Source organism: Microbispora triticiradicis (assembly GCF_005864065.1).
GTDB classification, from domain to species: Bacteria; Actinomycetota; Actinomycetes; order Streptosporangiales; family Streptosporangiaceae; genus Microbispora; species Microbispora triticiradicis.
This window is the reverse complement of record NZ_VANP01000004.1, coordinates 443,878-462,248: the sequence shown is the minus strand read 5'-3', so window position 1 is coordinate 462,248 and position 18,371 is coordinate 443,878. Positions and strand designations below refer to the sequence as shown.

Genomic DNA, 18,371 nt, shown 5'->3' with positions numbered 1-18,371 from the left:
GTGGCGCGAAGCCGATACCGAAGTCGGGGGACGTCCGACTTCGGTCGGAGAGCACGCCGCGCGCCGGCGACCTTCGCCGGACGGAGGGATGCCGACGCCCGATGCCCTGCGGTCCCGCCGGTCCCTAGCGTCGGCGGCATGCGCAAGGTCATCCAGCTGGCCGGGGCGTTCCTGGTCGCCGCGGGAGTCAGCGGCACCATCGACCGTCTGGCCGTGCAGCCGTTCAACGGAGCGATCCTCAACGTCTTCAACCGTCAGGTCATCCCGCGCCTCGCCTTCCTGACCGGCTACGAGGTGTACGCGAACCTGCTCGTCGCGGTCGCCGGCGCCGTCGTGTTCGCCGCCGCGAGGAGGCGCGATGAGAACGCCTGACGCGCGCCGGGCCCGCTGGTCGCTCGCGGCCGGGCTGATGGTGCTCTCGCCGATGTGCGCCGAGTACCTCGCGGGCTACGACGACAGCACGGGCGATCCGTTCGTGCTGGTCGCCAGCCTGATGATCTTCAGTCCGCTGTACGGCGCGCCCGCGTTGCTGATCCGTGAGACGGCCCGCAGGCTGGGGCTGGGCTGGCCGGAGATCCTCGCCCTCGCGGCCGCCTTCGGCGTGCTGCAGGCGGGCGTCATCGACCAGTCCCTGTTCAGCGAGGGCTACCGGGACATCCCGTACTGGGAGGAGATGATCCGCCCGACGTACGTCGAGCCTCTGGGGCTGGCGGCCCACACCGCGCTGGCCTTCGTCGGGGGCCACGCGATCTGGAGCTTCGGCGTGCCGATCGCCCTGACCGAGGCGCTCGCCCCCCGGTTCTCGCGTATGCCCTGGCTGCGCGCGCCCGGGCTGGCCGCCGCCGTGGCGCTGTACCTCGCGGCGGCGACGTTGGTGCTGACCGACCATCTGCGGACCGAGTCCGACCACGCCTCGGCGGCCCAGATCGGGGGCGCGCTGGCCGTCGCCGCGCTGCTGGCGCTGCTCGCGCTTCTCCGTACGGTCCGCGCCCGGCGCCGCCCTGGTTCCCCTGCTCCTGACGTGTCGCCCCGGCGCCCGCCCCGGCCGGTCGCCGTCGCGGCGGCCGGCCTGGTGGCGGGCCTCGCCTTCGACCTCCTGCCCGCGACCTGGGCCGGGGTCGCGGGCGGGCTCGCCCTGCTCGCCCTGACCGCCACCGCGGCCGGCCGGCTGGCCCGCTCACCGGCGTGGACCTGCCGCCACGTCGCCGCGCTCGCCGCCGGAGCCATGACCGCGCGCACGGTCGTCGGGTTCTTCGTGGTGCCGCTGGGTAATGTCGCGCCGGTCGCGAAGTACGCGCACAACGTCGCCTTCCTCACCGGCGCGGTGCTGCTCGGCGTGCTCGCGACGCGGCGGCGCGGCACCGTGGACCCCGGTGTGGACCCCGGTGTGGACCCGGGCCGGTGAGCCCGGCGTGCCGTCCCCTCCGCCCGGCCCTTTTTCATCCCTCGGCGCGGACGACCTCGCCGGGGTCCTTGTCGTCGCGCAGGCCCCGCCAGGAGGGGTGGCGCAGCCGTCCCTCGCCGGTCCACTCGGCGAACTGCACCTCGCCGACCAGCACCGGCTCCACCCAGCCACAACCTCTGGCCTCCTCGCGGGTGATGCCGGAGAACGGGGGCGTGTCCCGCCGCAGCGGCGCGAGGCGCTCGCCGAGCCGCCGCAGCGCCTCGTCGGTGAAGCCGGTGCCGACGCTGCCGGCGTACCGGAGCAGGCCGCCGTCGTTCACGCCCACCAGCAGCGAGCCGATCGTGTCTGCGCGGCGCCCCTCCCCAGGCCGCCAGCCGCCGACCACGACCTCCTGGGTGCGGACGTTCTTGACCTTCACCCAGTCGGGGGAGCGGCGGCCGGGCAGGTAGGCGGAGACGAGCCGTTTGGCGACGACGCCCTCCAGCCCCAGGCGGCGGGAGTCGGCCAGCGCGTGCTCCCCGCCGCCGGAGTAGTAGGGCGGGATGGCCCAGTGGCGCCCGGCGCGCACGAGGTCCTCCAGGACGCGCCGCCGTTCCGTGTAGGCCGCTCTGGTCATGGTGCCCGCGCCGACGTGCAGCACGTCGAACAGCAGGTACGTCACGGGCGTGGTGACCACCAGATGCCTGACCTTGAGCGGGTCGCGCTGGTGCATGCGCGGCTGTAGCGCCTCGAACGAGGGCCTGCCCCGTTCGTCGAAGGCGACGATCTCCCCGTCGAGCACGGTCGCCCGCCCGCCGGTCGCGCCGGCCAGCCCGGCGATCTCGGGGTAGGCGGGGGTGATGTCCCTGCCGTTGCGGGAGACGAGCCGGAGCGTCCCGTCCTCGACGTACCCGAGCGCGCGGACCCCGTCCCACTTCATCTCGTGCGCGTAGTCGCCCTGCGGCTCGGGCAGCGGCCCGAGCCGGGCCATCATCGGCGCGTACGCCGGAAGGGCGGCCATGCCCCGCTGGTACCCCGGCCGGTCTCCGGATACCCCCCTTGACCTGCACTGACCTGCGGCCGGTAGGCCAGGACGCCGTCGCCTGCGCGCACCGCCATCCTCCGAACGGGTGATGCGGGGCGACGTGCCGGGTGATGCCGCGTGATCGGCGCCGCCCCGAACCTTGAGGCATGGAAGCCATCGAGGTGACAGACCTCCGCAAGTCCTACGGGGACACCCGCGCCGTGGACGGGGTGACGTTCACGGTCCGGGCCGGTGAGACGTTCGGGATCATCGGCCACAACGGCGCCGGAAAGACCACGACCGTCGAGTGCCTGATCGGGCTCAGGCGAGCCGACGCGGGCACGGTCCGGGTGCTCGGCGAGGATCCGGCACGCAGGCGGCGGGCCCTGGCTCACCGCCTCGGCGTGCAACTGCAGGACAGCTCCCTGCCGGAGCGGATCAAGGTGGCCGAGGCGTTGCGCATGTTCGGCGCCTTCTACCGGGACGCGTCCGACTGGCGGCGGGTGATGGAGCGCTGGGGCCTGCGGCCGCTGGCGAGGAAGGCGTTCGGCGACCTGTCGGGCGGTCAGCGACAAAGGCTGATGCTCGCGCTGGCCCTGGTCGGCAACCCGGAGATGGTCGTGCTCGACGAGCTGACCACGGGTCTCGACCCGATCGCGCGCCGCGAGACCTGGCGGCTGATCGGCGACCTGAAGGCGGCGGGCACCACCGTGGTGCTGGTCAGCCACTACTTCGACGAGATCGAGGCGCTCTGCGACAGAGTCGCCGTCCTCGCCCGCGGCCGGGTGGCGGCGACGGGCACCACGGGCGAGCTCGTCGCCCGGACCGGAACCGCCTCGCTGGAAGAGGCCTACCTCGCCCTGGAAGGAGCGGACCGATGAAGGCGTTCACGGCTCTGACGGCCGCCGAGCTCAGGCTGCTGTCGCGCGACCCAGCCTCGTTGTTCTTCATGGTGGCCTTCCCTCTCATGCTGCTGGTGCTCAAACGCGGCGACGGCGGCGCGGTCCCCGGCTACCTCGCGATGATCGCCGCCATCGGCGGGATGGGCGCGCTGCCGGGCCTGCTGGCCTCGTACCGCGAGCGCAAGGTGCTCAAGCGGCTGGCCACCACGCCGATCTCCCCGATCCTGTTGCTCGGCGCCCAGCTGGTGTCACAGGTCGCCGCGGGCCTGGCGGGATCCGCGCTGCTGGTGGTCGTGACGGTCGCGGTGTTCGGCGCGCGGGCGCCCGGCGACGTCCTCATGCTGACCGCGGCCTTCCTGCTCTGCTCGGTGATGGCCTGCGCACTGGGCTTCGTGATCGCCGCGGTCGTGCGCAACACCAGAGGCGCGAGCCTGATCGGCATGCTGGTCATGTTCCCCATGATCTTCCTGTCCGGCGCGGCCGTGCCCAGGAAGGCCCTGCCCGGCTCGCTGCGTCAGATCGGCGACTTCCTGCCCCTGACCCCGGCCGTGGAGGCCCTGGGGGGCGCCTGGTCCGGCACCGCCGTGCCCTTCCCCCTGCTGATCCTGGCCGGGATAATCGTGGCGGCCACGGCCACCGGCGCGGCGCTGTTCCGATGGGAGTGAGGACGTGAACGTCTGGGAGGCGCGCTGGTCGCGCGCCTTCCACGTGCTGTACTACGCCTGCCTGGCGCTCGGGCTGATCCTCTCGTACGGGGACGGTGCGGGCGAGGGCACCGGCCCCGGCCCGCTCACGCTGGGAATCGTCGCGCTCATGGCCGGCTGGCACGGCTTCTTCGTCGTACGGCGGCCGCGGCTGCTCGGGCGGCTGAACCCCATGGCGTTCCACCTGGCGGTCGTCTGCGCGCTCTACCTCGCGCTGGTGTCGCGGGACCGGTCCTTCGACGTCGTCGTCTTCGGGCTGATGCCCCAGCCGTATCTGATGCTGGCGAGTCCCTGGTCCTACGTGGGCGCGGTGGCGACGGTCCTCAGCACGTTCGCCGCCAGAGGTTATCTGGACGAGCCCGGCGTCCTGTGGCGGCTCGTCGGCAGTTCCGGCCTCGTCGTGGCGATCGGGCTGTTCGTGGACTACGTGTCCCGCCAGAGCGCGCAGAACCGGACGGTCGGGGTGCTGGAGGAGCGGGCGAGACTGGCCAGGGAGATCCACGACACCCTCGCCCAGGGGCTGAGCGGCATCGTCACCCAGCTGGAGGCGGCCGAGCAGGCGATGCCCGACCTGGGCGCCGTGCGGAAGAGGATCGCGCTGGCCAAGGAGCTGGCGCGCGACAACCTGCGGGAGGCGCGGCGCTCGGTCGACGCGCTGCGGCCGGGCCCTCTCGCCGGCGCGGGTCCCGAGGCGGCGCTCGCGGAGGTGGCCGCGCGGTGGTCGCGGACGTCGGGGGTGGCGGCTGCCGTGTCGGTGGAGGGGACCCCCCGGCCGCTGCCCGGCGAGGTGCAGACGACGCTGCTGCGGGCGGCGCAGGAAGGGCTGTCGAACGCGGCCAGGCACGCCCGGGCGGGCAGGGTCGCGATCACGCTGACCTACATGGACGACGAGGTGACGCTGGACGTGTTCGACGACGGTGTGGGTTTCGACCCGGACGCGCCCGGCGCGGGGTACGGGCTGGCGGCCATGCGGGAGCGGGCCGGCGGCGTCGGGGGAACGCTGACCGTGGAGTCCGCTCCGGGAGAGGGGACGGCGCTGTGCCTGCGGATCCCCTCAAACTGATGATCGTCGATGACCATCCCGTGGTGCGCGACGGACTTCGCGGCATGTTCGACCACGTGGCGGACATCGAGGTGGTGGCGGAGGCGTCCGACGGGTTCGAGGCGCTGGCCATGGCCAGGAGGGCGCGGCCGCACGTGGTGCTGATGGACCTTCGAATGCCCGGCCTGGACGGCGTCGGGGCGATCCGGCGGCTCCGGGCGGACCACCCGGAGATCAAGGTGGTCGTGCTGACCACGTACGACACGGATGCGGACGTGGCGCGGGCCATGGCCGCCGGGGTGGCGGGCTACCTGCTGAAGGACGCGCCACGCGAGGAGCTGCACAGGGCGGTCCGTACGGCCGCCGCCGGCGGCGCGGTCCTGGCGCCGTCGGTCGCGTCCGCTCTGCTGAGCAGGCCCGGCGCCCAGGAGCCGAGCCCGCGCGAGCTGGAGGTGCTGCGCCTGGTGGCGCGCGGCTCGGCGAACAAGGAGATCGCCAGGACCCTGCTGATCAGCGAGACGACGGTGAAGACGCATCTCAAGCACGTCTTCGCCAAGCTCGGCGTCGAGAGCAGGGCCGCGGCCGTCGTCGTGGCCATGGAGCGAGGCCTCATCTAAGGGAGGATCTCCAGGCGGACGTCGAGGCCCTCGTACAGGTAGGGGGACGGGGTGATGATCCGCCAGTCGCGGCGGGTGGCGTGGACGACGGCGTGGGCGGCCACGAGGACGTCGGTCAGGCGCGCGTCGGCCGCCGCGGGCCGGTGCCGGCGCAGGCTCGCCCTGATCGCCTGCGCGTACGGCCCGCCCTCGACGGCGTCGTCGGGCGACAGCGCGCCGGTGACGACCATCGACATGCGCAGGAAGCGTTCGAGCCGGGGCTGGATCGGGCCCAGCGAGAGGACCTGGACGGCGAGCGCGGGCACGAGGAGGGTGACGCCGTGCGCCGAGGACTGCCGCACGACCGCTCTCCCGTACATGCTCTTGCCCTCGATCAGGTGGACGACGGCGTCGAGGTCCAGCACGTGGCCGGACAGGACGCCGGCCGGTGGGACGGGGTCGGTCACGCGGCGTCCGCCTTGGCGTCCCCGCCCATGAGGCGGGCCGCGCGGGCGCTGTCGTCGTCGGTGATCCCGTCCTGCCAGCCCGGCCCCCATAAATCGGCCATGATGGCCAGGTCGCCCTGGACGCGCCGCCGCTCGCGCAGCGCCGCGGCGATGTAGGCCGAGGCGTTGCCGGACGCCTGCGCCTCGTCGGCCAGTTCGTCCGGCAAAGAGATCGTAATCTTCTTGGTCATACTCGGAAGGTTACTCAGTCATACCGTCGATGGTCCACCGGTTCACGGGAAGAGCGGCAGCCGATTCCCGGGCGGCGGCCGCGTCCGCGGGTACAGCCACAGTGGGGAGGACGGATGCGGCTGGCGGGGGCACGGGTGCTGGTCACGGGCGCGTCGTCGGGCATCGGCACGGCGATCGCGCTCGAACTGTGGGCCCGCCGCGCCCGCCTGGTGCTGTCCGGGCGCGACCGGGAGGCGCTCGCCGCCGTCGCCGCCCGGACCGGCGGCGAGGTCGTCCCCGCCGATCTCGCCCACGACCGTGCCGGAACCGAGGACGGGGCCGGGAACCCGGCCGAGGACCTGGCCGCACGCGCCGGGCCGGTGGACGTGCTGGTCGCCAACGCGGGCGAGGGCTGGAGCGGGCCGCTGACGCGGATGCCCGGCGCCACGGCGGAACGCCTGATCGCGGTCAACCTGACGGCCCACGTGCAGCTCACCCGGCTGCTGCTGCCCGCGATGGCCGAGCGCGGCCGCGGGCACCTCGTCTACGTCGCCTCGATCGCGGGGGTGGTGGGGGTCCCCGGGGAGGCGGTCTACGCCGCGACCAAGGCGGGCCTGCTGGCCTTCGCCGAGAGCCTGCGGTACGAGCTGCCCGGGATCGGGGTGACCACCGTGGTGCCCGGGGTGGTCGACACGCCGTTCTTCGCCCGGCGCGGCACGCCGTACGCGCGCCGTAGGCCCGCGCCTGTGCCGCCGGAGCGGGTGGCGCGGGCCGTCGCGGTCGCCGTCGAGCGCGGCCGCGCCGAGGTGTACGTGCCGGCCTGGCTGCGGCTGCCCGCCCGGCTGCGCGGCGCCGCGCCGGGCCCGTTCCGCGCCCTCGCCCGCCGCTTCGGCCGGCCCTGAGATCGCGTACGGCACTGACTCAGGGGCTGCGCGGTGTCAAGGGCTGCGCGGTGTCAAGGGCTGCGCGGTGTCAAGGGCTGCGCGGTGTCAAGGGCTGCGCAGCGCGCGCAGGGACTCGCGCAGCGAGCCGACGGTGGCGAAGACCGCCGTCGGCTCGTAGCCGCAGTGCGCCATGCAGTTGGCGCAGCGCGGGTCGCGGCCCCGGCCGTAGGCGCTCCAGTCGGTGTCGTCGGCCAGTTCCCGGTAGGTCTCGGCGTACCCGTCCGCCATCAGGTAGCAGGGCCGCTGCCAGCCGAAGACCGAGTACGACGGGATGGCCCAGGCCGTGCAGGGGAAGTCGATCCTCCCCTCCAGGAAGTCCAGGTACAGCGGCGAGTGGTTCAGCCGCCAGCGCCCGCGGTTGCCGCCGGCGAACGCCGCGCGGAAGAGCTCTCGGGTCTGCCGCACCCCGAGGAAGCAGTCCTGGTCGGGCGCCTTCTCGTACGCGTACCCGGGCGAGATCATCATCTGGTCGACCCGCAGGTCGTCGTTGAGGTAGTCGAGCACCTCGATCACCGTGCGCGGGCTGTCCCCGGCGAAGAAGGTGGTGTTCGTGGTGACGCGGAAGCCGCGCCGCCGGCACTCCCGGACCGCCGCGACCGCCTCGTCGAACACGCCCTCCTTGCACACCGACGCGTCGTGCCGCTCGCGCAGCCCGTCGATGTGCACCGCCCAGGCGAAGTACGGCGAGGGCGTGAACTGGTCGATCTTGCGCGGGATCAGCAGGGCGTTGGTGCACAGGAAGACGTACTTCCGCCGGGCCACCAGCGCCCGGACCATCTCCGCGATCTGAGGGTGCATGAGCGGTTCCCCGCCGGCGATGGACACCATCGGCGCACCGCACTCCTCGACGGCGGCCACCGCCTGGCCGACCGGCATGCGCCGCCTGAGCACGTCGGCCGGGTGCTGGATCTTCCCGCAGCCCGCGCACTTGAGGTTGCAGGCGAACAACGGCTCAAGCTCGACCAGCAGCGGGAACCGCCTGCGCCGCCGCAACCGCTGGCGCAGGACGTACCCGCCGACGCGAAGGCTCTGACGTAAGGGCATCGGCATCAGGGCCGCACCTCCTTCGGCAGTGTGAACTCGACGTTCTCCTCGGTCACCCGCTGTTCCTCCACCTCCAGCGGCCCGAGCCCGCCGAGGGCCGCCACGACGGCGTCCACCAGCGAGGCGGGCGTGGACGCGCTCGCGGTCAGCCCGACCGTCCGCGCGCCGCGCAGCCACTCCAGGGCGATGTCGCCGGGGCCGTCGACCAGGCGGGCGAGCGGGGTCCCGTCGCGACCTGAACGGGCGGCCACCTCGGTCAGCCGCCGGGCGTTGGACGAGTTCGCCGACCCGACGACCAGGACCAGCTGGGCCTCGGCGGCCACCGCCCGCACCGCGCGCTGCCGGTTGGTCGTCGCGTAGCAGATGTCGTCGTCCCGCGGTCCCTCCGCGCCGGGGAAGCGCCGCCGGACCGCCGCCGCGACCTCCTCGGCCTCGTCGGCGGCCAGCGTGGTCTGCGTCAGGCAGGCGACCCCGCGCCCCTCGGCGAGCGACGCGGGCAGGGCCTCCACCCCGGCCTCGTCCTCGGCCAGCACGCCCGCGCCGGGCATCTCGCCGAGCACGCCCTCGACCTCCTCGTGCCCGGCGTGGCCGATCAGCACGACGAGGTCGCCCCGGGCGGCGAACCGGCGGGCCTCCGCGTGGACCTTCGCGACCAGCGGGCACGTCGCGTCGACCACCCGGAGGCCGCGGCGGCCGGCCTCCTCCCGCACTGCGGGCGACACCCCGTGCGCGGAGAACACGGTCACCGCGCCCCCGGGAAGATCGGGCACCTCGGCCAGGTCGTCCACGAACACCGCGCCGCGCCGCTCCAGGTCCCGTACGACGTGGGCGTTGTGCACGATCTGCTTGCGCACGTACACCGGCGGGCCGAACCGGACGAGCGCCCGCTCCACGATCTCGATCGCCCGATCGACCCCCGCGCAGAACGAGCGGGGGGAGGCGAGCAGCACCCGCCGGGGGCCCGTGGCCGCCGCCCACCGCGCGAGCACCGGGCCGATCCGGGCGAGCGTGCGGCACGCCGCGACCGCGCCGCCCATCGTGGCGAGGCTCAGCAGGGGGGCGGCGGGGGTGTCCACGATGACGCGTACGGCAGCGAAGGGCCGCCCCCGGGCGGCGGCGGCCAGCGGCGCGCTCTCCATGTCGACCGCGATCCCGCCCTCAAGGGCGAGCGCGCGGCGGTCACGGCCCGACACGACGCGAGGGGAGGTCACAAGCGGGCCGGTGACGGCGCGCAGCCCGGCGCGGGCCAGTTCGCCGGCGAGCAGCGGGGCGGACGGGCACGGCCACACGCGGTCCCCGGAGCGGACCTCGGTGGCGACGAGCACGTCCCCGGGACGCAGCCCGTCGTCCAGGGCCCCCGCGAAGCCGGTGACGGCGAGGGCGCCGGCGGGCGGGAGCAGGGCCGCGGCGCGCGCCGCCCGGTCCGGCCCCATCCCGACCCGGACGACCCGGACGCGGGAACGCTCCCGCGCCGGCCGCAGCCCCCGGGCCACGGCCCGGGCCTCCATGCCCAGCGCGGTGCACACGATCAGATCCGTCATGGCGTCCCCCCCTTTCCGGCCCGCAGGTAGCGGCCGAGCGCGCTGACCGGGAACACGAGCCGGTAGAGGTGGTAGTTGATGAAGAAGTCGCCGGGGAACCCGGTCCCGGTGTAGTGCGGCTCGTCCCAGGTGCCGTCCGGGCGCTGCGTGCCGGCCAGCCAGGCCACGCCGCGCTCGACCGACGGGCCCCGCTCCCCGGCGGCCAGCAGGCCGATGAGCGCCCAGGCCGTCTGCGAGGCGGTCGGCTCGCCCCGCCCGATCCAGGCGGGGTCGCGGTAGGAGCGCATGTCCTCGCCCCAGCCGCCGCCGGGGTGCTGGTGGGCCTCCAGCCAGGCCACCGCCCGCCGTACGCAGGGCGCGGCGGGAGGCACCCCGGCGGCGGCGAGGGCGGGCAGCACGGCCCCGGTTCCGTACACGTGGTTCGCCCCCCACCTGCCGAACCACGAGCCGCCGGGCTCCTGCGCCCGCAGCAGCCAGGTCACCGCCCGCCGTACGACGGGGGAGCGGGCCAGGCCCTCGGCGGCGAGCGCCTCGACCACGTGCGCGGTGACGTCGGCCGACGGCGGGTCGATGACCGCGCCGAAGTCGCAGAACGGCAGCCGCAGGCACAGCGCGCGCGTGTTGTCGGCGTCGAAGGCGGCGAAGCCGCCGTCGCGGGAGGCCATCCCGGCCGTCCAGCGCAGCCCCCGCCGGACGGCGTCCCGGGCGGCGGGACGGCCCCACCGGCCCAGCGCGAGGATCACCTCCGCCGTGTCGTCGACGTCGGGATAGCCGTCGTTGTCGAACTCGAACGCCCAGCCGCCGGGCGTGAGCCCCGGGCGCCGCACGGCCCAGTCGCCGGGCCCCCGGATCTCCTCGCGGAGCAGCCACTCACCCGCCCGGTCCAGCGCCGGGTGATCCCGCGGCAGGCCGGCGTCCAGGAGGGCGATCACGGCGAGCGCGGTGTCCCAGACCGGCGACTGGCACGCCTCAAGCCTGCGCGAGCCGTCCTCCCTGATCGTGAACCGGTCCAGCCCGGCCAGCCCGCGGCGCATCACGGGGTGGGAGACGTCGTACCCGGAGAGGCGCAGCGCGATCAGCGAGTAGACCCAGGGCGGCTGGATGCCGCCCCACGACCCGTCGGCCTCCTGGCGGGCGACGACCCACTCGGCGGCCCGCCGGAGCGCGGCGCGGCGGAGCCCGGCGAGCGGCCGCCGTTCGTACCGGTGCAGCACGTGGTCGAGCGCCGCGAACGCCGCGTCCCAGCCGGTGCGCGGGCCCCGCCGCGCTGGCCTTCCGGTGCGCAGTTCCGCCAGGCCGAACGGCAGCGGGCGGACCGGCCGGTGCGCGGTCACGATCGTCAGCGGCACGATCGTCTGCCGCGCCCAGCAGGCCCAGTCGTACACGTTCAGCGGGCACCACGGGGGCAGGAACACGATCTCCGGGGGGATCACCGGCAGGTCCTCCCACCGCCACTGGCCGAACATCGCGAGCCAGATGCGGGTGAAGACCCTCGTGGACTCGACGCCGCCCAGATCGCGGACGAGGGCCGCGGCGGCGCGCAGGTGCGGGGCCGACGGCGGGTCGCCCGCGAGCCGCAGCGCGGTGTACGCCTCGACGGTGGTGGACAGGTCGGCCGGGCCGTCGTGGAAGTTGGCCCAGCCGCCGCCCGCCTGCTGCTGCGACCTGATCCACCGGGCGGCCCCGGCCGTCTCGGCCGCGGTCCGCACGCCGAGGAACTCGCGCAGCAGGAGGTCCTCGGCGTCCATGGTCACGTTGGTCCGCAGTTCGCCCTTCCACCAGCCCTCCGGCGACTGCAGGGCGAGCAGGTGGTCGCGGGCCGCCTCCAGCGCGGTGGCGGCGCGGGACGCGGCGGTGAGGAGCGCGGTCATCGGGCCCACTCCGCTCGCGCGGGCTCCCTGACATGGCCGAGGTGGCCGAGGTGGGTCAGGTGGCTGAGGTACAGCCGCACCAGGCGGGCCGCCTCCAGGCCGCTGCGCACGGCGCCCTCCATCGTGTCGGGCCAGCCGGTGTCGGTCCAGGCGCCGGCCAGGAACAGCCCCGGCCAGCGGGTGGCCGCGCCGGGGCGCAGCGCGCCGCTCCCCGGGCCCTGGCGGAAGGTGGCCCGCCGTTCCCTGGTGATGAAGAAGTCGAGCAGCCGCACCGTCCGGGTGGCCGGGAGCACCCGCTCCAGCTCCGGCACGAACACCGCGCGCATCGCGGACGTGGGCACGTCGATCCAGTGCCGGGCCGCCGACACCGACACCGTCAGGTACTGGCCCCGGGTCAGCCCGCCCGCCGCCGTCCTGTCGAAGATCCACTGCACCGGCGAGCCGACGACCGCGGCGAACGGCAGGCTGGTGACCGGCCGGTCGTAGACGACGTGCACGTTGACGATCGGGCTCGCTCCGAGCCCCGCCCACGCGTCGCGGTCCGGCGCCGCCTCGGCGGGCAGGAGCCGCGCGGCCTGCCCGTGGGGGACGGCGACGACGACGGCGGAGGTCTCCACCCGCGTGCCGCCGACGAGGACCGACGGCCCCGGCAGGCCGGGCGGGGCCGGCAGGATCGCCTCGGCCTTCGCCGGCAGCCGCACCGTGCCGCCGGCCCGCGCGACGGCGGTCAGCGCCGCGCCGCCGTGCAGTTCGCCGAGCGGCACGGACGGCACCCCGATGTCCGCGGCGTCGGGCCGGCCGAGCAGGGCCGTGCGGAACACCATGGCCGCGGGCCCGAGCGCCGCCTCGTCGGCGGCGATGTTGAGCGCGGCCACGGCGAACAGGTCCCACAGGGCGCGCCGCACGGTGTCCCGCTGGCCCCTGGAGGCCAGCCAGGCGCCCAGCGCGGCCCGGTCCAGCGCGGGCGCGGCCGGGTCGAGACCGCGCAGCGCCAGCGCGCCGCGCACCGCCCGCAGGCGGTCTGCGGGGGACAGCAGCCGGTAGCGCGCGAGCGCGGGGAGCAGGTGGAACGGCCCGGGCAGCGAGGCCCGGCGCAGCCGCCCCCGCTCGCCGTGCGGGGTGAGCACCCGCACGTCGAAGCGCTCCTGCAGGCGCACCCGCCCGGTCCCGCCGAGCCGATCGAGCAGGCCCAGGTACGCCGTGCAGCAGCGCAGGAAGACGTGCTGGCCGTTGTCGGCGGTCAGCCCGCCGCGGGCGAAGGAGTGGGTGGCCCCGCCGAGCCGGGGCCGCGCCTCGTACAGGGTCACCGGCCACCCGGCCTCCGCGATGGCGAGGGTCGCGGTGATCCCGGCGAGGCCGCCGCCGATCACGGCGACGGGCGGGACGCCGCCGTCCGGGCCGGTCAGGGAGCCGGTCATCGGGCCGGTCATCGGGCCCGTCGTGGGGCTGCTCATCGGGCTGTTCATGGGGACTCTCCCTGGGACCCGGCCTCGGGCTCCGCCTGGGCCGCGCCCGTGATGGCCCGCGCCGCGACCATCGCCTTGACCCACGGCGCGAGCGACAGCCGCCCGGCCAGGACCTGGGCCGGGTCGGTGGCGATCCGCCCCAGCAGGCGCCGGTAGATGCCGGCCATCGCCGCGGTGCAGGCGGCGCTGCGCCGGTCGAGCAACGGGATCAGCCGCATGCCCTCGGCGTACCAGCCGAGCGCCCGCGCGGCCTCGAACCGGATCAGCCCGGCCAGCCGCTCGGGCGGGTCGGTGAAATCCCCCCTCCCGTCCAGCCCGAGCGTGCAGCCGAACCTCCGCAGGTCGTCGGCGGGCAGGTACACCCGCTCGGCGCAGCGGTCCTCCCGCAGGTCCCTGAGGATGTTGGTGAGCTGCAGCGCCACGCCGAGGGCGTCCGCCCGGCCCGCCGCGCGCCGCAGCACAAGCTCGCCGTTACCGGTCCCGTCGTCTGCGTACGCGCCGCCGGCGAGGCCGAACACGCCGAGGGACAGCCGCCCGATCGACCCGGCCACCTGCCGGCAGTAGCCCACCAGGTCGTCGTGGCACCGGTAACGCGCCCCGGCGACGTCCGCGGCGCACCCGTCGATGAGCTCCTCGAACGCCTCAAGGGGAAGGGGGAAGCGCGCGGCGGCGTCGCCCAGCGCCACCATGACCGGATCGGCCGTCACCGGATGAACGGCCCCCGGACCAGGCCCCGAGGAACCAGGTCCCATGGAGTCGGGCCCCGAGGGACCGGGCACGGTTTTCAGGGCCCTCAGCAGTTCGCGCTCCCGCTCCAGCCGCTCCAGTCGTCCGGCCACGGGCCCGGCCTCGTCGCCGAGGTCGTCGATCCGCCGGGCGAGCGCGTAGACGGCGCTGAGCGCGCGGCGCTTCGGCGGGGGCAGCAGGCGGATGCCGTACGCGAAGTTCCGCGCCCGGGTGCGGACGACGCGCTCGCAGTGCCCGTAGGCCCGTGACACCGGTATCGGTCCCGGCCCGGCCCGGGGCGCCCGCCCGGCCGGGAGGTCCGCCGCCGCGCCGGCCAGGGGCTCGGGGACGGGATCAGGAATCGCGCCGGGAACCGTCACCGTCCACCTCCTTCAGCACACGAACCCACTCGCGCAGCACCGCGTGACGGCGGGCACGCGGGGCGCCGGCCAGCACGTCGTGCCGGCGGCGTTCGAGCGCCGCGAGCTGCGCCCGGCCGCCCGCGACGTAACCGGCCACCGCCGTGCGCGCGAACCCGCGCAGGGTCTCCAGGAGCGGCGTCCCCTCGTCGAGGAGGGTCGCCGCGCGACGGGCCTGCAGGGCGATCACCCGGCGCAGCCGCGGGGAGGCGTGCGCGGCGGTCAGATCGGCCTCCCCGGCGCCGAACCTGCGCAGGTCCTCCGCCGGCAGGTAGACGCGGCCGCGGGCGTGGTCCTCGCCCACGTCCTGGCAGTGCTCGATCACCTGGAGCGCCGAGCAGACGAGGTCGGACAGCCGCGCCCGCTCGGGCGTCGCCAGCCCGAACACGTGCAGCACGATCCGGCCGACCGGGTTGGCCGACAGCTCGCAGTAGCCCAGCAACTGGGCGAACGTGTCGTAGCGCCGCACCACCTGGTCGCGCCGGTTCGCCTCGACCAGGTGCAGGAACGGAGCGCTCGGCACGGCCCGGCGGGCGACCAGCGGCGCCAGCGCGCGTACGGCCGGCAGGCGCGGGACGTCTCCCGCGTACAGGCGGCCGAGATCGGCCTCCACGGCGTCGAGCAGGGCGGGCCGCTCCGCGGGGTCCGCCTCGTCACCGGCGTCGTCCACGTACCGGGCGAACCCGTACACCGCCATGAGGTCGCGGCGGTACCCGCGCGGCAGCAGCCGGGAGGCCACCGGGAAGTTTTCCCGGCGCGCGGCGTCGCGTACGTCCGCTGCGGACATGCCAGGAGAATCTCCATCGAAAATCCCCCCAAAACCCGACAGATCGGGCGGCGGCTTTACGCGTGCGACCTGACGGGCAACCCGGCGTACGCGGACGGGGACGGACGGAAAGGCGGGCCAAAGAAACGACCGGCGGGGCAGCCGGGGGCGGGCGGAACCGTTGCCCGCCGTTGGCGCTTCCGGCCGCCGGTAAAAAGCTCTCCCGGGAGGCGTTCTCCGCTCAGGGAAGGTGGGAGCCGAGCGGCCCGACCCGCAGCCCGGCGGCGCGGCAGCGGCCGACCACCTCGGGCAGCGCGCCGAGCGCCGAGCGCCACGACCCGGGGGCGGAAGTGTGGTCGCAGTCGTGCAGCAGCAGCGTGGCGCCGCCCCGCAGGCCGGGAGCCAGGGTCCGCAGCACCGACTCCGGTGTGGCCCGCCGCGTCCAGTCCTCGCCCCACGCCGTCCACAGCACCGGGCGCAGGCCGTGCCACCGCGCCGCCAGCAGCGCCTCGGCGCTCAGCACGCCGTACGGCGGGCGGTACCAGGCGGGCCGCGCGCCGGTGACCTCGGCGACGAGGCGCGCGGCCCGGGCCGTCTCCGCCGCGATCCGGCCCGGCCGGGCGACCAGGGCGTTCACGTGGTGCCAGCCGTGCACGGCCACCTCGTGCCCGGCCCGCGCGACGCTCCGCCCGAGGCCGGGATGGCGGTCGAGCAGCTCGCCCAGCATGAAGAAGGTCGCCCGGCAGCCCAGCCGGGCGAGCTCGTCGAGGAACAGCGGCGTCGACCGGGGATCGGGCCCGTCGTCGAAGGTCAGCGCTACGTGTCCGGGACGCCCCTCGCCCGCGAGGGCGGGCAGCAGGCGGCGTACGGCGGGCAGCCAGGCCGCGCCCGGCGCGACGTGCACCGCGACGGGCAGCAGGGCCGCCCCGGCGGCGGCCACGCGACGTCTCATCGGATCCAGTATCGCCCGTCCTGTATCAGCTCCTGTGTCCGGATTCACCAAGCCGGGAACGAGACGGGGGAGGGCGTCCGGTGCCGCGCGTGACTGGCGGCGCCTCGCCGCGTCGTCGTCCACTCCCTGGGAGGGGCCCATGACACCGCCGGCGGCGAAGGTGCTGATCGTCAGCGCGTCGATGGGGGCCGGTCACGACGGCGTTGCCGCCGAACTGGCCCGGCGCCTCGCCGCCGCCGGTGTCCGGGTGGCGGTCGTGGACGTGCTCGCCCTGCTGCCGCTGCGGCTGGGCGTGGTCCTGCGCTGGTGGTACCGCACCGTGATGCTCCGGGCTCCGTGGCTGTACGCCATCGTCTACCGGATCTTCTTCGTGTCGCGGCGGGCCTCGCGAGCCCGCGCGGTGTCGCCGCTGACGGTCGTGGTGGCGGCAGGGCTGAGCAGGGTGGTGCGCCGCCTGCGGCCCTCGCTGGTGGTGCCGGTCTTCCACGTGGCCGCCCAGGCCGCCGGGCACCTGCGGTCGCGGGGGCGGCTGGCCGTCCCCAGCGTGGTCGTGCTGACCGACTTCGCCGCGCACCGCCTCTGGCTGCACGGGGGCAACGACCGGTATCTGTGCCCGGACGCGGCCACCGCCCTCGCCGTGACGGCCGCCACCGGCCGCCCGGCCTTCCGGCACGCCCCGATCGTGCGGCCCGGATTCGCCGCCGTACGGGCGCCGGGGCGGAGCGTCCACACCCGGCTCGGCCTGCCGGACGGCGACCGCATCGTGCTGGTCGGCGCGGGCGCGTGGGGGGTCGGCCGGGTCGTGCGGACGGCCCGCGCCCTGTGCCGCTCCGGACCGCGGAACAGGCCGCGGGACAGGCAGGGAGACGGGCAGGGAGACGGGCAGGAGAGCGGGCGGTACGTGCCCGTCGTGCTCTGCGGGCGCAACGAGGGGCTGCGCCGCCGACTGTCGCGGCTGTTCGGCGAGCCGCCGGGGCCGGCGGGCCTCGCCCTCGGCTGGCGTGACGACCTGCCCGGCCTGCTCGCCGCGGCGTACGCGCTGGTGGACAACGCCGCCGGGCTGACCTGCCGGGAGGCGTTCGCCGCGCGGGTGCCCGTCGTGACCTGCCTGCCGATCCCCGGCCACGGCCGGGACGGGGTGCTCGCGATGGCCAGGGCCGGCGTGAGCGTCCACGTCCGCCGTCCCGCCGGACTGCTCCGGGAACTCGATCGGCTCGCCCCCGGCTCGCCCGCCCGCGCCGCGCTGACCGCCCGCGCGGAGGCCCTGTTCGACGCCGAACCGGCGGAGGCCCTGCTGCTCCGCTTCGCGCGGCCGGACGGCGCGGCCCTCACGGTCTCCTGACGGCCTCGTGCAGCGGCGCGTGCCGGGACAGCAGCACGCTGCCGTACAGGATGAGGGCCATGCCGGTCAGCTCGGGCAGCACCCAGGGGCCGGTGCGGATGCCCTCGCCGAACAGGGCCACGCCGTACGCCGTGCTGGCGACGGGGTCGGTCACGGTCAGGGCCGGCTGCACGGCGACGAGGGGCCCGCTGTGCAGGGCGTTCTGCAGCAGGAACAGGCTGCACAGGCCGGCGGCGACCATGGCGTACAGCGACCACGCGCCGGACAGGGCCCGCAGCCCGTCGGGCAGCACCTCGACGGTGCGCTTCATCAGCACGGCGGTGTAGGCGAAGCCGAGCCCGGCGGAGACCCCGAGCAGCACGGCGCGGGTGGCGCCGCCGGAGCTGATCGCGACCGCCACGCAGCCGGCCACGAGCCCGGCGGTCACGCCCGCCGAGATCGTCCAGCCCAGCACACCCGGCAGGCGGTCGCCCGGAGAGGGGGAGGCGGCCCCCAGGAACCCGGCCAGCCCCGCCGTCAGCGCCGCGACGGCCAGCCACGTCATCGGGGAGACGCGGATCCGGAACATCCAGCCCGCCACCAGCATCGTGATCGGCAGTTCGGCGACGAGCAGGGGCTGCACGAGGGCGAGCCCTCCGGACGCGAGCGCGGCGGCCTGCAGCAGGAACCCGGCGATCAGCGCCCCGATGCCGCCCAGCCAGGCGGAACTGCGCAGCAGGTGCAGGATCAGCCCCAGCCGGAACGCCTCGCCGGGGGGCATGCGGCGGGCGGCCCGGCGCTGCAGCACCGACGCGACGGCGTTGGCCGCCGCGGCGAGCACCGCCAGAACTACAGCGATCATGGCCCCCTCCGCGTCGCCGCCCCCTCAGCCGGACCTCATCGGTACCCTCCCCGGCCGCACATACCGCTATCTCCCAATGAATGCTCTGAAGGCAATTTATCCCGCAAAACCGATTAATAAGCGAGATATT

19 protein-coding genes are annotated in these 18,371 nt (G+C 75.4%); 8 read left to right on the top strand and 11 right to left on the bottom strand.

From position 1 onward, the window contains the following. Nucleotides 1-138: 138 nt before the first annotated feature. Nucleotides 139-372, top strand: coding sequence for a hypothetical protein (locus FED44_RS13500; RefSeq protein ID WP_117408205.1), 234 nt, complete (start codon nucleotides 139-141; stop codon nucleotides 370-372). Next, nucleotides 359-1,405, top strand: a complete 1,047-nt coding sequence (locus tag FED44_RS13495) for a hypothetical protein (RefSeq protein ID WP_138460835.1) — start codon at nucleotides 359-361, stop codon at nucleotides 1,403-1,405. Before FED44_RS13500 ends, FED44_RS13495 begins: the two co-directional genes overlap by 14 nt. A 34-nt stretch (nucleotides 1,406-1,439) precedes the next feature. Here the strand turns inward: FED44_RS13495 and ligD are convergent, their stop codons facing one another. Further along, entirely contained in the window at nucleotides 1,440-2,405 is a 966-nt protein-coding gene (ligD, locus tag FED44_RS13490) for a non-homologous end-joining DNA ligase (RefSeq protein ID WP_117410266.1), read from the bottom strand. Between the two features lie 170 nt (nucleotides 2,406-2,575). Here ligD and FED44_RS13485 point away from each other — a divergent pair, with 170 nt between their 5' ends. From FED44_RS13485 to FED44_RS13470, 4 genes are read left to right on the top strand one after another with little or no spacing between them, the layout of a single operon-like run. After that, nucleotides 2,576-3,289, top strand: a complete 714-nt coding sequence (locus FED44_RS13485; RefSeq protein ID WP_117410267.1) for an ABC transporter ATP-binding protein — start codon at nucleotides 2,576-2,578, stop codon at nucleotides 3,287-3,289. After that, on the top strand, nucleotides 3,286-3,975 hold the full coding sequence (locus tag FED44_RS13480; RefSeq protein WP_117410268.1) for an ABC transporter permease: 690 nt from the start codon (nucleotides 3,286-3,288) through the stop codon (nucleotides 3,973-3,975). Before FED44_RS13485 ends, FED44_RS13480 begins: the two co-directional genes overlap by 4 nt. 4 nt (nucleotides 3,976-3,979) lie before the next feature. Further along, nucleotides 3,980-5,077 (top strand): sensor histidine kinase, encoded by a 1,098-nt coding sequence (locus FED44_RS13475; RefSeq protein ID WP_138460834.1) that lies wholly within the window; start codon nucleotides 3,980-3,982, stop codon nucleotides 5,075-5,077. After that, nucleotides 5,077-5,673, top strand: coding sequence for a response regulator (locus tag FED44_RS13470; RefSeq protein WP_117410270.1), 597 nt, complete (start codon nucleotides 5,077-5,079; stop codon nucleotides 5,671-5,673). The genes FED44_RS13475 and FED44_RS13470 overlap by 1 nt, the downstream gene beginning before the upstream one ends. Here FED44_RS13470 and FED44_RS13465 read toward each other — a convergent pair. Both FED44_RS13465 and FED44_RS13460 read right to left on the bottom strand, forming a co-directional pair. Beyond that, nucleotides 5,670-6,119 carry a PIN domain-containing protein gene (locus tag FED44_RS13465; RefSeq protein ID WP_117410271.1) on the bottom strand — a complete coding sequence of 150 codons (450 nt, stop codon included), beginning with the start codon at nucleotides 6,117-6,119 and terminating at the stop codon, nucleotides 5,670-5,672. The two genes, FED44_RS13470 and FED44_RS13465, sit on opposite strands and share 4 nt — an antisense overlap. Further along, entirely contained in the window at nucleotides 6,116-6,349 is a 234-nt protein-coding gene (locus FED44_RS13460; RefSeq protein ID WP_117410272.1) for a ribbon-helix-helix domain-containing protein, read from the bottom strand. Before FED44_RS13460 ends, FED44_RS13465 begins: the two co-directional genes overlap by 4 nt. A 114-nt stretch (nucleotides 6,350-6,463) precedes the next feature. On the opposite strand from FED44_RS13460, the gene FED44_RS13455 reads away from it, so the two are divergent. Further along, complete coding sequence (locus FED44_RS13455) at nucleotides 6,464-7,231, top strand: SDR family NAD(P)-dependent oxidoreductase (RefSeq protein ID WP_138460833.1); 768 nt, start codon at nucleotides 6,464-6,466, stop codon at nucleotides 7,229-7,231. Between the two features lie 87 nt (nucleotides 7,232-7,318). Here the strand turns inward: FED44_RS13455 and hpnH are convergent, their stop codons facing one another. From hpnH to FED44_RS13420, 7 genes are all read right to left on the bottom strand, one after another. Beyond that, entirely contained in the window at nucleotides 7,319-8,323 is a 1,005-nt protein-coding gene (hpnH, locus tag FED44_RS13450; protein WP_138460832.1) for an adenosyl-hopene transferase HpnH, read from the bottom strand. Continuing rightward, the gene (ispH, locus tag FED44_RS13445) at nucleotides 8,323-9,858 is read right to left on the bottom strand and encodes a 4-hydroxy-3-methylbut-2-enyl diphosphate reductase (protein ID WP_138460831.1); all 1,536 of its coding nucleotides are present in this window, start codon (nucleotides 9,856-9,858) and stop codon (nucleotides 8,323-8,325) included. The genes hpnH and ispH overlap by 1 nt, the downstream gene beginning before the upstream one ends. Next, nucleotides 9,855-11,729 carry a squalene--hopene cyclase gene (gene shc, locus FED44_RS13440; RefSeq protein ID WP_138460830.1) on the bottom strand — a complete coding sequence of 625 codons (1,875 nt, stop codon included), beginning with the start codon at nucleotides 11,727-11,729 and terminating at the stop codon, nucleotides 9,855-9,857. Before shc ends, ispH begins: the two co-directional genes overlap by 4 nt. After that, nucleotides 11,726-13,195 carry a hydroxysqualene dehydroxylase HpnE gene (gene hpnE, locus FED44_RS13435; RefSeq protein ID WP_244301898.1) on the bottom strand — a complete coding sequence of 490 codons (1,470 nt, stop codon included), beginning with the start codon at nucleotides 13,193-13,195 and terminating at the stop codon, nucleotides 11,726-11,728. Before hpnE ends, shc begins: the two co-directional genes overlap by 4 nt. After that, on the bottom strand, nucleotides 13,192-14,301 hold the full coding sequence (locus tag FED44_RS13430; protein WP_244301896.1) for a phytoene/squalene synthase family protein: 1,110 nt from the start codon (nucleotides 14,299-14,301) through the stop codon (nucleotides 13,192-13,194). Before FED44_RS13430 ends, hpnE begins: the two co-directional genes overlap by 4 nt. Continuing rightward, on the bottom strand, nucleotides 14,276-15,127 hold the full coding sequence (gene hpnC, locus FED44_RS13425; protein WP_138460829.1) for a squalene synthase HpnC: 852 nt from the start codon (nucleotides 15,125-15,127) through the stop codon (nucleotides 14,276-14,278). Before hpnC ends, FED44_RS13430 begins: the two co-directional genes overlap by 26 nt. A 220-nt stretch (nucleotides 15,128-15,347) precedes the next feature. Continuing rightward, a complete protein-coding gene (locus FED44_RS13420) occupies nucleotides 15,348-16,058 on the bottom strand; it encodes a polysaccharide deacetylase family protein (RefSeq protein ID WP_111701308.1) in 711 nt (236 codons plus the stop codon). Nucleotides 16,059-16,197: 139 nt separating this feature from the next. Between FED44_RS13420 and FED44_RS13415 the strand changes: the two genes are divergently transcribed. Then, nucleotides 16,198-17,400 (top strand): MGDG synthase family glycosyltransferase, encoded by a 1,203-nt coding sequence (locus FED44_RS13415; RefSeq protein ID WP_138460828.1) that lies wholly within the window; start codon nucleotides 16,198-16,200, stop codon nucleotides 17,398-17,400. Here the strand turns inward: FED44_RS13415 and FED44_RS13410 are convergent. Continuing rightward, nucleotides 17,387-18,241 carry a DMT family transporter gene (locus FED44_RS13410; RefSeq protein ID WP_111701306.1) on the bottom strand — a complete coding sequence of 285 codons (855 nt, stop codon included), beginning with the start codon at nucleotides 18,239-18,241 and terminating at the stop codon, nucleotides 17,387-17,389. The genes FED44_RS13415 and FED44_RS13410 overlap by 14 nt on opposite strands. Nucleotides 18,242-18,371: the final 130 nt, after the last annotated feature.